Source organism: Aeromonas sp. 84A, assembly GCF_051919345.1.
In the GTDB taxonomy this organism is placed as follows: Bacteria; Pseudomonadota; Gammaproteobacteria; order Enterobacterales; family Aeromonadaceae; genus Aeromonas; species Aeromonas veronii.
The window spans coordinates 709,433-722,549 of the sequence record NZ_JBQBEW010000001.1 but is presented as its reverse complement, the minus strand read 5'-3'; the positions used below and the strand labels follow the sequence as shown (position 1 = coordinate 722,549).

Below are 13,117 nucleotides of genomic sequence, written 5' to 3'. Positions count from 1 at the left end.
CCCAGCCTGCGCCATCAGGGCAGCAGGTGCTCACCGCGCCAGAGATCGGCCAACTGCTCACGCTCGCGGATCAGGTGTGCTTCGGCACCATCCACCAGCACTTCGGCTGCGCGCGGACGGGTGTTGTAGTTGGATGACATGGTAAAGCCGTAGGCTCCGGCCGAACGCACTGCCAGCAGGGAGCCCTCGGCGATGGCCAGGGTGCGCTCCTTGCCGAGGAAGTCGCCGGTCTCGCACACCGGGCCCACCACGTCATAGAGCGCGGGAGCATGACCGGCACGGCTATCCACCTCGATGATGTTCATCCAGGCGCCATAGAGAGAGGGGCGCAGCATGTCGTTCATGCCGGCATCGATCAGCGCGAAGTTGCGGGTCTCGCCCGGCTTCAGATACTCAACCCGGGTCAACAATACGCCGGCATTGGCGACGATGGCGCGGCCCGGTTCGAACAGCAGGGTCAGATCCCGCCCCGCCAGCTTCTGCTTCAGCGCTTCGGCATACTCGGTCGGGTGCGGTGGCTGCTCGGAACCGTAGTTGACCCCAAGGCCACCGCCCACGTCCAGATGGTGGATATGAATGCCTTCCGCCGCCAGACCGTCGATAAGCCGCAGCAGCTTGTCAGCCGCTTCCATAAAGGGATTCAATTCAGTGAGTTGCGAGCCGATATGGCAATCCACCCCGACAATCTCGATATGTTCCATCGCGGCCGCCTTGCGATAGATGGCGGGCGCCAGCTCGATGGGAATGCCGAACTTGTTCTGCTTGAGACCAGTGGAGATATAGGGGTGAGTACCGGCATCGATATCCGGATTGACCCGCACCGAGATGCGAGCCTTCTTGCCCATGCTGCCCGCCACCCGATTGAGGCGCTCCAGCTCGGCTTCCGACTCCAGATTGAAGCAGAGGATCTCTTTATCCAGCGCAAGGCGCATCTCCGCTTCGCTCTTGGCTACCCCGGAGAAGACCACCTTGCCCGGATCACCACCCGCCGCCAGCACCCGCGACAGCTCGCCACCGGAGACGATGTCAAACCCCGAGCCCAGACGGGCCAGCAGGTTGAGCAGCGCCAGATTGGAGTTGGCCTTCACCGCATAGCAGATCAGATGGGGAATATCGCCAGCAGCCTTGTCGAAGGCGTGCCAGTGACGCTCGAGGGTCGCACGGGAGTAGACGTAAAGCGGGGTACCGTACTGCTCGGCAAGCTGTTGCAGCGAGGTTTGCTCGGCCTGAAGCTGGCCGGCGGCGTCGTAGTTAAAGTGATCCAAGGGGGCGGTTCCTTCCTAGAATGGGTGCGGCATTAGTGCGGCGCGGCCTCGGTGGCAGCCTCAGTGGTCGCAGGCGGTACTGCTTGCGGTGTACTCTGGCTCTGTGGCTGCTCGGGGGGCGGCATATAGAGCGGCCCCTTCAGACCGCACGCGGCCAACCCGAGGGACAGAAGAGTGGCAAGCAGACACTTGGTGAACTGAGTGATCATAATGGTTCGCTGCGAAAAAATTTTTGGCCCTCTATAATCGCACTCACATTGTTAAAAGCAACAGGATAAACCGATGAAGGATCACGAGTATCACGCCCTGACCGACGCCTTTTTCCAATATGTGGAAGACACGCTCGACGAGGGGTATCCGGATATCGACTGCGAACGCAACGGCGGCGTATTGACCCTCTCTTTCGAGAACAAGACCAAGGTCATCATCAACAAGCAGGAGCCACTGCACCAGATTTGGGTCGCCACCCGCGAGAACGGCTTCCACTTCGAACTGCAGGGTGACACCTGGATCGACAACCGCTTCGGCCACGAGCTCAAGGCGCTGCTGAGCCAATCCTGCACCGCCCAGGCGGACGAAGAGGTGGTGTTCCCATGATCGACCTGCACCCGCAGGGCGCCCGTCATGCGGTGATCTGGCTACACGGGCTGGGTGATTCCGGCGCCGGTCTCGCCCCGCTGGTGGATGCGCTGGATCTGCCCGCCGAGCTACCGGTGCGTCACCTGCTGCCGGATGCCCCCGAGCGCCCCATCACCATCAACATGGGCTACAAGATGCGCGGCTGGTACGACATCAGGAGCTTCGAGGATCCCGCCGAGCGGGCAGTGGAGTCCCATGTCCGTGAATCAGCCGACCAGATTACCGCATTGCTCGATGAGCTGGTGGCCGACGGGTTTGCCCCCGAACGCATCGTGCTTGCGGGCTTCTCTCAGGGCGGGGTGATTGCCTCCTTCACCGCGCTGCGCTATCAAACAACGCTGGCGGGCCTGCTCTGCATGTCCACCTATCTGGCCGCCCCCGACAAGCTGCTCGGCGAGATGAGCGAGGCTGCTCGCGCCCTGCCCATCTGCTACATGCACGGCATCTACGACGATGTGGTGAGCCTGTCGCTCGGTTGGGATGCCAAGAACCGGCTTGAAGCTGCCGGGCTCGCCCCCGAGTGGCACGAGTACCCGATGCGTCACGAGATCTGCCGTCCGCAGCTGGGCGACATTCGCAGTTGGCTGCTGGCCCGCCTCGGCGCCTGAGCTACCCCGATAAAGCAAACGGCCTGCATCTGCAGGCCGTTTTTTATGGCGATTCCAACTGGCGGGTCAGCCCACTTCCCGAGTGGGCGGCACCTGTTCGCGCAGAGTGCCCTGACTGCGATAGGGGATCACATCCAGCTCGCCATTCACTTGTACTATCTCGTAGTACTGCGGCAGGTTGAAGTTGATGAACTGCCCATCATCGCTGAACCGCTCATGATTGGAGGTGTAGAAGCGGTTGACCCCCGCCACCAGCTCATCCTTGTTGCCGGCAAAGTGCTGGTAGATCTCCACCCGGTTCGCCTCATCGAGGATATAGATGTTGGTGCCCGCATCCCGGGTATCGAAGAAGAACTGCACCAAGCCTTCGCTGGCGTAGGCATCGACGATGCTCGGCAGATGCTGGCTGTGGGTCTTGTCGAGCCGCAGCGGCAGGTGATCCAGCTTGTTGTGGGAGATGTGACGGTAAAAATCGATGGCGTTTTCCAGCTTCTTCACCGAGACCCCGCGCCGCTCGAAGAAGATGCCGTACTTCTCCCGGCCAAGGGCCATGGTCTTGACCAGCTGCTGTTTGTCGCGGGCGAGGCGCAGGTCGATACACTCCGCCACCAGGGTCTGGAAACGGGAGCGCACCAGAGAGCGGAAGTGCTGGCTGTAGCAGAACACCTCGATCATCTCGGGGGCGGCGGCATCCTGATGCATCTTGCCGAGGATGGTGGTGAGGGCATCGACCACGGCTTCATCCCCCTGGAAGTGCAGGGTGCGGATCTCGCTCCAGGAGTTGCGGTAGACCAGATCCACCGAGCCCACCAGACACTCCTGATTGCGGCCGAACGAAAAAACATCCACGGTATTGGCGTCAAATTCGATCACCTGACCGACCCAATGGCTGGTCGGGTCCATCTCCAGATTGAGGAAGATGGAGAGCTGGCGAATTTCGCACGGCCGACTGAGGGCCAGGTTGGTGGCCAGCGGGTACTTCTCGGGGAAGCAACCGGAGAGATCGCGACAGAACTGGTGCAGATTGTCGATGTGCAGATCCGACCCCTGATTGAACAGATGCACCCGCGACTGGGGCGTCAGCAGATCGTTGAAATAGGCCCAGGAGACCAGCTTGCTGATGTAACCGTTGAACTCGAGCGGTGCACGGCCAATGATGTCCACCGGCTCCAGCGAATGTTTGTAGAGATACCAGCCGGCGCGGTTGAGGCGACCGTGTGGCACCTGCACGAAGCTGAGATCCGGCTCGCTCAGATCCGGCGCTATCTTGAGGTTAACCCGCTGCACCTTGCCCGGCAGGCTCTCGAAAGCGGCATAGAGCTTGCGCGACAGAATGCCGATATCTTCCGGGTTGATCGACTCGCTGATGTTGTTGCGGCGGGCGAACTGGATCAGATTGCGGTAGCTCTGCATCAGGGCTTCCAGCAGCTCGGCGTGAGCGATCTTCACCTCTTCGATCTTCCACTCATGGCGATGATCGAGTTGATAGAGTTTGTCCTGACTCCAGCCCCAGTAGGAGACCAGCTGGCTCATCTGCTCGCGGCGCCACTCGGGGGAGTGATCATCCTTGGGATTGCTGAGACCGTCACACACCTTGAGGTAGAAGCAGCGGCGCACCAGATCGAGCCGCGCCATATCGCCGATGGACTTGAGGTAGTTGGTCACCTTGTCCAGCATCAGACAGTAGTTGTCGAGCCGGTAGTGCATCCCCTCGTTGTGCTGGAACCAGTCGCGACCAATCATCGACAGCAGGCGGGTATTGGGATACTCGTGGGAGTAGGCTTCCATCAGCACCGACTTGAGCACCGCCTTGTAGGGGGAGTCGATCCCCTTGTAGAGCTGCCACAGAGCTGAACCGAAATACTCTTCGGCCGGAATACGGTCGAAACTGCCCAGATCGAGCCAGTCATCCTGCTTGAGCGTGCCGCTCTCGAACAGCTCGTTCACATACTCATCGTAGTGATCATCACATTCGGTGGGCACCAGATACCAGACCAAGCGTTTACCCGCGATATGCATGGCACTGCGGTAGAACTCGTCGAGTAGCAGCAGGTGCTGGGCACTACCGCAGCTCTCCCCCTGCATCTGGGCATCGTTGGTCTGGCGGAACTTGTCTTCCGGGATCAGGAAGAAGTTGAGATCGACCCCGCGCTGTTCGGCCCACTTGGAGAGTTGCTGGCACTTCAGCTCCAGCAGATCGAGCCGCTCCTGCGACAAACCGGCCACGTGGCAGACCCAGATATCGAGATCGGAGTGACAGCATTGACCGATGGAGGAGGTGCTGCCCATGGAGTAGAGCCCCTGAATGGCTCGATCATGGGTTGCCAGACCGCTCTGGCAGTTGGCGTTGCGGCAGAGGTCATCGATAAAGGCTTGCTGTTCGGCAGTGGCGCTGAAGCTCCAGATACCATGAGGGACATCACCGGAGACATAACCGGGCAGCAGGGGATGATTGAAGTGCAGCATGACAGGCAGCAGTTGGAATACCTGCTGCCCATAGCGACTCATGAGGCCTAACGCCCGTTGCGTCTTGAGACGGGTAATATCGTCATAACGCGCAACCAGCGTATCGATGTGTTCCTGCAATGCCCTGCCTATCACCTAAGTGAAAATGACGCACCAAAAGGGGGATACGTCAAAAAAGTGTGATCATGTTAACAATGCAAACAGCGGTGGTAAACAAGCCTTCAGCTAAACGCCAGATTATTTCTGGTATGACCACATCAAGTATCAGGGGAAATCATTAAATTCCAATACATTCAATGAATTAATCAACACATCTTGCTTAATGAAAATCATTTTCAGCATGCATTTTTGAGCTTGGCCCCGCTTTTGCCGGCTCCGCCATGAAAGCCCGGGCAAAGGGTGGTAATATCGATTTCCTTCTAAAAATGAAACAACTGATTGATATGGCAGCCCGAACCCTGAAAATTGCCACTCGCAAGAGCCCGCTGGCCCTGTGGCAGGCCAACTTTGTCAAAGACCGGCTCGAAGCCCTGCACCCGCAGTTGCAGGTCGAACTGGTGCCCATGAGCACTCAGGGTGACAAGATCCTCGATACCCCGCTGGCCAAGGTCGGTGGCAAGGGGTTGTTCGTCAAGGAGCTGGAGACCGCCATGCTGGAAGGACGGGCCGACATCGCCGTTCACTCCATGAAAGATGTGCCGGTGGAGTTCCCCGAGGGGCTCGGTCTGCACACCATCTGCGAGCGGGAAGATCCCCGCGATGCCTTCGTTTCCAACCGTTTCAAGGCCATTGCCGAGCTGCCGCAAGGGGCCGTGGTCGGCACCTCCAGCCTGCGCCGCCAGTGCCAGTTGCGCGCCGCCCGCCCGGATCTGGTGATCCGCGACCTGCGTGGCAACGTCAACACTCGCCTCGCCAAACTGGATGCCGGTGAGTACGACGCCATCATCCTCGCCGCCGCCGGTCTGAAACGACTGGAGATGGCGCAGCGCATCACCGCCTTTATCGAGCCGGAGCAGAGCCTGCCCGCCAACGGTCAGGGGGCTGTCGGCATCGAATGCCGCCTCGACGATGTAGAACTGCACGCCCTGCTGGCGCCGCTGGAGCACGCCGAGACCCGCGCCCGGGTGCTGACCGAGCGCGCCATGAATCGCGCCCTGCAAGGGGGATGTCAGGTGCCTATCGGTGCCTACGCACTGGTCGAAGGTGAGCAGATCTGGCTGCGCGGTCTGGTGGGTAGCCCGGATGGCAGCCAGGTGATTCGTGACGAGATCCGCGGTCCGCTGGCCGATGGTGAGGCCCTCGGCGAGCAACTGGCCCAGCGCCTGCTGGCCGCCGGTGCCGACGAGATCCTGGCCGAGGTCTACCGCGCATGACCCCGCTGGTGGTGCGTCCGGCCGCCCAGGCCGCCGAGCTGGTGCAGTTGCTGCGCCAGCACGGTCATGCACCGCTCTGCTGCCCGCTGCTGGAAACCGTGGCGGGCAGCGAACTCCCTCTCCTGCCCGACCTGCTGCGCAGTGCTGACGCGGTTATCGCCGTCAGCATCCATGCCGTTCATTTTGCACACGATTTTCTGTTGCAAACTGGTCAGACCTGGCCACATATTGAGTACTTTGCGGTGGGTCAGGCCAGCGCAGATGCGTTTGCCGCCATCGACATCACGGCAAGTTGCCCGGATGACCCGCGTAGCGAAGGACTGCTGGCCCTGCCCGCCCTGCAGCAGGTAGCAGGCAAACGGGTAGTGATCCTGCGCGGCAATGGCGGGCGGGATCTCATCGCCAGCACGCTGGCCTCACGCGGTGCTCTGGTGCACTATTGTGCGGCCTATGAGCGCCACTACCCCGAGCTAGACGGGGACAGATTGACCCACCACTGGCAGGCAGCGGGGCTGGACAGCCTGCTCATTACCAGTGGTGAACTGCTGCAACGGCTGCTGGAGCTGGTTCCCACCAGCCAGCGGCCCTGGCTTTTTGACCGCCTGCTGGTGGTCCCCAGCCCGCGCGTGGCCGAGATGGCCCACTCCGCGGGCTTTATCCATATCACGATTGCCCAAGGTGCATCCAACCAGGCCCTGACGGCCGCACTGGAACTGAGGAAGATGGAATGACAGAACAACAAGAATCCCAGGTCAAACCCCAGCCGACCGCTGTGGTCGATGGCAGCAAGAGCCGCTCCGGTGCCGTACTGGGAGGGGTCGCCATCCTGCTGGCCCTTGGCCTGACCGGCGGCCTCTATCTGCACGGTCACAAGAACGCCGTGGCCCAGCAGGCCGAACTGGCCCAGCTCAAGCAGCAGCTGGCGAGCGCCCTGAGCAAGATCGACCAGACCAGCAGCAAGGATGCCGAGCAGCTGGCCGCACTGGATCAAACCCAGCAGCGACTGCAGGGGGAGATGCAGGGTCTGCAGAACCGGGTACTGGATCTGAATGACAAGCGCCCCAACGACTGGATGCTGGCCGAATCCGAGTATCTGGTTCGGATGGCGGGCCGCAAACTGTGGCTGGAGCATGACCTCGTCTCCGCCATCACCCTGCTCGGCAATGCTGACGAGCGCATCGCCGCCCTCAACGACCCCAGCCTGATGCCGATCCGCAAGGCGCTGGCCGAGGATATCGCCAAGCTCAAGGGCATGCCGCGCATCGACCGCGAGGGGCTGACCCTCAAGCTGGCTGCCCTGTCCGACCAGATCGAGCTGCTGCCCCTCTCCACCGTCAGCATGCCGGAAGCCAAAACCGAGCCGGATCAGGCGGTCAGCACCAATCCCGACGAGTGGGAGAGCAACCTGAAGAAAAACTGGGTCAAGTTCACCGAGAACTTCGTCACCATCCGTCGCCGCGATGGCGCCGTGGAGGCGCTGCTCTCGCCGCAGCAGGAGATCTTCCTGCGTGAAAACCTCAAGACCAAGCTGTTGCAGGCCCAGCTCTCCGTCTATCGCGAGCAGCAGGCGCTCTACGAAGACAGCCTGGACAAGGCCCAACGCTGGCTGACCCAGTATTTCGATACCGACAACAGCGCCACCCGCTACATGCAGGGCGAGATCGACAAACTCAAGGGTGAGCAGATCCAGATCGACTATCCGGCCCAGTTCAAGACCCAGGCCATGCTGGAGCAGGTGCTGACCGAACGCCTGCAACGCATTCTGGCCAGCAGCTGAGGAGGGCACCATGATCCGTATAATCATTCTGGTTGCCGTGATGGTCGCAGGGCTGATCTTTGGCCCGCAAGCCTCCGGTAACAAGGGCTATGTGCTGATTGCCCTTGGCAATTACACCATCGAATCCTCCGTCACCAGCGCGGTGATCCTGGCCGTGCTGTTCTACGGCGCCCTGCTGATCGTCGAGTGGCTGCTGGGTCGGGTATTCGGCCTGCGCCGCAAGACCCTCGGCTGGTACGGCTCGCGCCGCCGCCGCAAGGCCAATCAACAGACCGTCGCCGCCACCCTGGCAATGGCCGAAGGGCACTACAGTCAGGCCGAAAAGCTGCTGATCAAGGGGGCCAGCAACAGCGACACTCCGCTGCTCAACTACCTGAGCGCCGCCAAGGCAGCGCAGGCCCGTGGTGACGACGCCCGCCGGGATCAATACCTGCAAAAAGCGCAGGAGGAGAATCCCAAAGCCGAGCTGGCGCTCACCCTGACCCAGACCCAGCTGCAGATCGAGCAGGGCCAGTACGATACCGCGCTGGCGATGCTGGAGTCGGTCTACGCCCTCAACCCGCGCCACCCCATGGTGCTGGACCAGTTGCGTCAGGTGCATCTGGCCCGCCACGACTGGGCGGCCCTGTGCGACCTGATCCCGGCGCTGCACAAGGTGGGCAAGCTGACCCCGAAACAGGAAGAAGATCTGCTGCAACAGGCTTGGTGTGGTCGCCTGCAACAGGCTGCCGGCAGCCTCGAAACCCTCAAGGCGGTGTGGCAGGATCTGCCGCGCAAGCTACGCCTCGAGCCGGAACTGCTAGCCTGCTACGGCGATCTGCTGCGCCAGCTGGGTGCCGATGGCGAGGCCGCCACCCTGTGGCAGGAGGCGCTGCGCAAACAGCCGCTACCCCAATTGCTGACTCGCCTGCCCAAGCTGAAACTCGACAGCTACCAGCCGCTGCTGGCGCTGCTGCAAAAACAGCAGGGGCAACCGGAGGTGGACACCGCACTGGCCCAGCTCTATCTGCTGGCAGGCCAACTGGATGATGCCCAGAAGCTGCTGGAGCAGGAGGTGGAGCGGGCGCCGAGCGCCGCCGCCTACCACGCCCTCGGCCAGCTGATGGACAAGCGCCGCCTTACCAACAAGGCCAACGAGTACTATCGTCAGGCACTGGAACTGGCGGGAGTCTGATCCCCGGCAAACAGAAACGCGAGAGGCCGCATGATGCGGCCTCTTTTTTATCGCTTCGCCCTGCCCTCGTCAGGTGGTGAGCCGCTCCAGCTCACCGATCAGCCAGATGGCCTCGGCACGGTGGCTGCCGCACACATCCATCATGGGGCGAAAACCGCCGCACACTGCCGGCCGCTCCGGTTGACCGAAGATCTTGCAGCCAAGGGCGCTATCGAGCTGGATACAGGGGACGCCAGCCGGTTTGCCATCTGGCATACCGGGAATGGCACTGCTGATACTGGGGGCGATGCAACAGGCAGCGCAGCCGCTACGACACTCCATAGACTCCACTCCTTTGGGACGGTCTGAGCCACCATAGCCGAAGCAGCGGCACAAACGTAGCTGGCGCACAACAAAAAGCCCGACCGCACGGGCGATCGGGCTTCAGACAACACAGCCGGTTCAGCGAGCCATCATCACAGGATGATATCGCGTACCACGCTGTCTTTGCGCTCAAGATAATGGATCGACTTGATACGACGAATGGTGCGGGATTTACCACGGATCAACAGAGTCTCGGTGGTCGCCATCACGCCATCGCTGGTGATGCCATCCAGCAGATCCCCCTTGGTGATGCCGGTGGCGGAGAAGATGACGTTGTCATTCTTCGCCATGTCTTCCAGCTTGAGCACCTTGTTGACATCGATGCCCAGCGCTTCGCAGCGGGCAATTTCCTGCTCGCCCAGCGCACGCACTTCCGGGCTGTCGCCCTTGACGCGGTGACGCGGCACCAAACGGGCCTGCATGTCACCATCCAGCGCGCGGATCACCGCCGCGGAGATCACCCCTTCCGGTGCGCCGCCGATGCCATACAGCATGTCGACTTCGCTGTCGGGCAGACAGGTGAGGATGGAGGCGGCAACGTCACCATCAGGAATGGCGAACACCCGCACGCCCAGACCCTGCATCTCCTTGATTGCCTTGTCATGACGCGGCTTGGCCAGGGTAATGACGGTCAGACGGGAGAGCGGCTTGCCCAGCGCCTTGGCCACGGACTTCAGGTTCAGCTCGAGAGCCTGATCCAGATCGATGGCGCCTTTGGCCTTGGGCCCGACGATCAGCTTTTCCATGTACATGTCAGGCGCTTTCAGGAAAGAACCCTTGTCGCCCACCGCCAGCACGGCCAGCGCGTTGGCCTGACCCATGGCGGTCATGCGGGTACCCTCGATGGGATCGACCGCGATATCCACCGCGTCGCCGTGTCCGGTACCGACCTTCTCGCCGATATAGAGCATCGGCGCTTCATCAATTTCACCTTCGCCGATCACAATCTCACCATCGATCTCGATCTGGTTGAGAATGTGGCGCATGGCCGCTACGGCCGCCCCATCAGCGATATTCTTGTCACCACGTCCGAGCCACTTGTAGCCAGCCAGTGCAGCCGCTTCCGTCACTCGGGAAAACTCGATTGCCAGTTCACGTCTCATCGCATATCCAACCTATGGAGCTCGAAAACGGGCGGCATTCTACCACAAGGGCAAACCTTTGCGCACAAAAGTAGCCGCTGCGAGCAAGAATGTAGCCAATTCATCCAATTGCAACCCAATTGCCATCGACTCTTCATCCAACTGTCACCCCGCTGTCATCCCCGCTGCCTAGCATGACCCCGTTTTCAAAACAAAAGCTTGCAACACCACAAGGGATTAAGATGAAAAAGCTGACTGTAGTGGCACTGGCTCTCACCGCAGCCTTCCAGGCTCAAGCCGTTGAAGTGTACAAAAATGACACCTCCATGCTGGATCTCTATGGCCGCGTCTATGCGGGTCACTTCTTCGGTGACAAGAAAGACGACACCAATGCTACCAAGGAGTACAGCAACAAACAGGGCGCCAACCAGTTTGTCCGTTTCGGCGCCAAGGCCGAGACCCAGATCCAGAGCGGTCTGAAGGCACTGGCCCAGTACGAAGTGCAGATGTATATCAATGACAGCGAAAAGACCCTGGGTAAAGATGGAAACGCAGACAACTTGCGTACCCGCCTGGCCTTTGCCGGTGTCGGTGCCGATTGGGGCAATATCACTTTCGGACGCCAAAAAGGGGCAATGGGAACTCTGGTTGACTGGACTGATGTGGCACTATCCGATGGTTATGGCGCTGATGCCACCGGGGCAGGTACTGACACGTTTGCTACCAACCGAGCAGGCTCCGTACTGAAGTATTCAGGCCTGTTCAATGGCTTCCAGTTCGACACCAGCTACAAGTTCGATGGTGGCAAAGTGGAAGACAAGGGTAACAAGAACAGCGACCCAGCCTATGGCGCTGCGCTTTCCTACACCTTCCCTTTCAACCTGGCACTTGGTACCGCCTACAACGTCGGCCAGCGTCAGGATAAAGACGCCAAGGATGCCAAACTGTGGTTGATCTCCGCCAAATACGATAACAAGGCTCTGTATGCAGCACTGACCTACGCTGATGGTGCAGACTTTGTCAAAACCGGCACCGATCACACCGGTTGGGAAGCCGCGCTGGGCTACAACTTCGAGAATGGCTTCGGCCTGATGGCCCTGTGGAACAAGCAGGAGCAGGAAGTAACCGGTGGCCAGAAAACTGATGCTGTTGATTACTACACCCTGGGTGCCCAGTACAAATTCAACAAGAACCTGCGGGTGATTGGCGAGTACCGTATCAACAATCTGGACAGCAAAGAAAGCGGTCGCTTTGATGTGAAAGATGACTTCCAGCTGGCTGCCCGCTACGACTTCTAATCGAGGTTTTGCGGATCCCCAAAGCGCGATGGCTTGCCATCGCGCTTTTTGCTGGGCGTCGTTCACGACCGGATAAAGTAGCCTAGGCTCAACAGTAGATGTATCGCCGGAGAGATGATCATGGTCAGGCTGCCTTTCGTCCTGCTGTTGCTGCTGGCTCTTCCCGCTCACGCCCTCTCTATCGCCATGGTGCTGTGGCGCGGTGAAACCGCCGCCGAGGCGGGCTTTCGGGCAGAGCTGACCCGCCTTGGCTATCAGGCCACCATCACCACCTATAACGCCGATCAGGATCGTACGGCGCTGGCAACCATGCTGCGCCAGCAGATGCTGCCGAAACTGGCCGAATACGACTACATCTACACCTTTGGCACCACCGCCACCACCATGACCAAGAGCCTGGTGGCCAACCGCAAGCCTCTGATTTTCAATGTGGTCTCCGATCCGGTCGGGGCTGACATTCTCTCGGAAGACAAAGCCCAGAACAGCATGGTGGCCGGGGTAAGCAACATGGTGCCGATGGCGCTGCAACTGGCCAACGCCAGCGAGCATCTGGCCACCGGCAAGCGGCTGCTGCTGCCCTTCAACCCCCGTGAGCAGAACACCCTGCTGGTGGCCGATATGCTGCTCAATGAAGCGAAACGCTATCAGTGGCAGATGGTCACCTGGCGAATGGCCCCTGACCCACGGCGGCTGGACAACGAACTGAAGCGGCTGCAACAGGATGCCAAAAACGACATCGTCTTTCTGGCCGCAGACAGCTATCTGCTCTCCATCGCCCCCCGTTTGCTGAATGCGCTCAACGCAGCCACCATCCCTACCATCTGCAGTGCCGAGCTGTTCGTCGAACACGGCTGCAGCGTTGGCACCATCAGCAGCTACGAGGCGCTGGGCAAGATGGCCGCCGGGATCATCCATCGCCATCAGCAGGGAACAGAATTGCAGGATATTCCGCTGCAGACCGACCCCCATCCCAAACTGGTGTTGGGGCAACTGGGTAACGCCACCACGCAGGAGGCGAGCCCCGAAAAGCCGCAGCCTTGATAAAGATCTCGGCCAATCAGGCTCCGGGCGG

The 13,117-nt window shown here is 60.5% G+C and carries 13 protein-coding genes; 8 read left to right on the top strand and 5 right to left on the bottom strand.

Going from position 1 to position 13,117, the window contains the following annotated elements:
• Nucleotides 1-14 precede the first annotated feature (14 nt).
• Both lysA and lptM read right to left on the bottom strand, forming a co-directional pair.
• Nucleotides 15-1,265: a diaminopimelate decarboxylase gene (lysA, locus tag ACTG20_RS03430; protein WP_439987456.1), complete on the bottom strand. Its 1,251-nt coding sequence runs from the start codon at nucleotides 1,263-1,265 to the stop codon at nucleotides 15-17.
• A 32-nt stretch (nucleotides 1,266-1,297) separates the two neighbouring features.
• Nucleotides 1,298-1,474 (bottom strand): LPS translocon maturation chaperone LptM, encoded by a 177-nt coding sequence (gene lptM, locus ACTG20_RS03425; protein ID WP_074042653.1) that lies wholly within the window; start codon nucleotides 1,472-1,474, stop codon nucleotides 1,298-1,300.
• Nucleotides 1,475-1,547: 73 nt separating this feature from the next.
• On the opposite strand from lptM, the gene cyaY reads away from it, so the two are divergent.
• Nucleotides 1,548-1,862: an iron donor protein CyaY gene (gene cyaY / locus ACTG20_RS03420; RefSeq protein WP_421297364.1), complete on the top strand. Its 315-nt coding sequence runs from the start codon at nucleotides 1,548-1,550 to the stop codon at nucleotides 1,860-1,862.
• A complete protein-coding gene (locus ACTG20_RS03415) occupies nucleotides 1,859-2,512 on the top strand; it encodes an alpha/beta hydrolase (protein ID WP_439987455.1) in 654 nt (217 codons plus the stop codon). Before cyaY ends, ACTG20_RS03415 begins: the two co-directional genes overlap by 4 nt.
• A gap of 66 nt (nucleotides 2,513-2,578) precedes the next feature.
• Here ACTG20_RS03415 and ACTG20_RS03410 read toward each other — a convergent pair whose 3' ends face one another.
• Nucleotides 2,579-5,098, bottom strand: a complete 2,520-nt coding sequence (locus ACTG20_RS03410; RefSeq protein ID WP_439987454.1) for a class I adenylate cyclase — start codon at nucleotides 5,096-5,098, stop codon at nucleotides 2,579-2,581.
• Between the two features lie 323 nt (nucleotides 5,099-5,421).
• Between ACTG20_RS03410 and hemC the strand changes: the two genes are divergently transcribed.
• Genes hemC through ACTG20_RS03390 form a run of 4 tightly spaced genes read left to right on the top strand, consistent with a single transcriptional unit; the run spans nucleotide 5,422 to nucleotide 9,302 of the window.
• Nucleotides 5,422-6,351 carry a hydroxymethylbilane synthase gene (hemC, locus tag ACTG20_RS03405; protein WP_156129256.1) on the top strand — a complete coding sequence of 310 codons (930 nt, stop codon included), beginning with the start codon at nucleotides 5,422-5,424 and terminating at the stop codon, nucleotides 6,349-6,351.
• The gene (locus ACTG20_RS03400; protein WP_194495613.1) at nucleotides 6,348-7,082 is read left to right on the top strand and encodes a uroporphyrinogen-III synthase; all 735 of its coding nucleotides are present in this window, start codon (nucleotides 6,348-6,350) and stop codon (nucleotides 7,080-7,082) included. The genes hemC and ACTG20_RS03400 overlap by 4 nt, the downstream gene beginning before the upstream one ends.
• Complete coding sequence (locus tag ACTG20_RS03395) at nucleotides 7,079-8,128, top strand: uroporphyrinogen-III C-methyltransferase (RefSeq protein WP_194495614.1); 1,050 nt, start codon at nucleotides 7,079-7,081, stop codon at nucleotides 8,126-8,128. The genes ACTG20_RS03400 and ACTG20_RS03395 overlap by 4 nt, the downstream gene beginning before the upstream one ends.
• A gap of 10 nt (nucleotides 8,129-8,138) precedes the next feature.
• Nucleotides 8,139-9,302, top strand: coding sequence for a heme biosynthesis HemY N-terminal domain-containing protein (locus ACTG20_RS03390; RefSeq protein WP_194495615.1), 1,164 nt, complete (start codon nucleotides 8,139-8,141; stop codon nucleotides 9,300-9,302).
• Between the two features lie 69 nt (nucleotides 9,303-9,371).
• On the opposite strand, the gene ACTG20_RS03385 is transcribed toward ACTG20_RS03390, so the two are convergent.
• Together ACTG20_RS03385 and glpX are read right to left on the bottom strand one after the other, a co-directional pair.
• Nucleotides 9,372-9,623: a YkgJ family cysteine cluster protein gene (locus ACTG20_RS03385; protein ID WP_005336384.1), complete on the bottom strand. Its 252-nt coding sequence runs from the start codon at nucleotides 9,621-9,623 to the stop codon at nucleotides 9,372-9,374.
• A gap of 134 nt (nucleotides 9,624-9,757) precedes the next feature.
• Nucleotides 9,758-10,768 carry a class II fructose-bisphosphatase gene (gene glpX / locus ACTG20_RS03380; RefSeq protein WP_005336386.1) on the bottom strand — a complete coding sequence of 337 codons (1,011 nt, stop codon included), beginning with the start codon at nucleotides 10,766-10,768 and terminating at the stop codon, nucleotides 9,758-9,760.
• A 221-nt stretch (nucleotides 10,769-10,989) separates the two neighbouring features.
• Between glpX and ACTG20_RS03375 the strand changes: the two genes are divergently transcribed.
• Together ACTG20_RS03375 and ACTG20_RS03370 are read left to right on the top strand one after the other, a co-directional pair.
• A complete protein-coding gene (locus tag ACTG20_RS03375) occupies nucleotides 10,990-12,045 on the top strand; it encodes a porin (RefSeq protein WP_040068785.1) in 1,056 nt (351 codons plus the stop codon).
• A 120-nt stretch (nucleotides 12,046-12,165) separates the two neighbouring features.
• Nucleotides 12,166-13,086, top strand: a complete 921-nt coding sequence (locus tag ACTG20_RS03370; RefSeq protein ID WP_194495617.1) for an ABC transporter substrate-binding protein — start codon at nucleotides 12,166-12,168, stop codon at nucleotides 13,084-13,086.
• Nucleotides 13,087-13,117: the final 31 nt, after the last annotated feature.

Coding starts and splice junctions, on each gene's coding strand:
- lptM (WP_074042653.1), bottom strand. CDS start 1,474: ATGATCACTCAGTTCACCAAGTGTCTGCTTGCCACTCTTCTGTCCCTC.
- cyaY (WP_421297364.1), top strand. CDS start 1,548: ATGAAGGATCACGAGTATCACGCCCTGACCGACGCCTTTTTCCAATAT.
- ACTG20_RS03415 (WP_439987455.1), top strand. CDS start 1,859: ATGATCGACCTGCACCCGCAGGGCGCCCGTCATGCGGTGATCTGGCTA.
- hemC (WP_156129256.1), top strand. CDS start 5,422: ATGGCAGCCCGAACCCTGAAAATTGCCACTCGCAAGAGCCCGCTGGCC.
- ACTG20_RS03400 (WP_194495613.1), top strand. CDS start 6,348: ATGACCCCGCTGGTGGTGCGTCCGGCCGCCCAGGCCGCCGAGCTGGTG.
- ACTG20_RS03395 (WP_194495614.1), top strand. CDS start 7,079: ATGACAGAACAACAAGAATCCCAGGTCAAACCCCAGCCGACCGCTGTG.
- ACTG20_RS03390 (WP_194495615.1), top strand. CDS start 8,139: ATGATCCGTATAATCATTCTGGTTGCCGTGATGGTCGCAGGGCTGATC.
- ACTG20_RS03385 (WP_005336384.1), bottom strand. CDS start 9,623: ATGGAGTGTCGTAGCGGCTGCGCTGCCTGTTGCATCGCCCCCAGTATC.
- glpX (WP_005336386.1), bottom strand. CDS start 10,768: ATGAGACGTGAACTGGCAATCGAGTTTTCCCGAGTGACGGAAGCGGCT.
- ACTG20_RS03375 (WP_040068785.1), top strand. CDS start 10,990: ATGAAAAAGCTGACTGTAGTGGCACTGGCTCTCACCGCAGCCTTCCAG.
- ACTG20_RS03370 (WP_194495617.1), top strand. CDS start 12,166: ATGGTCAGGCTGCCTTTCGTCCTGCTGTTGCTGCTGGCTCTTCCCGCT.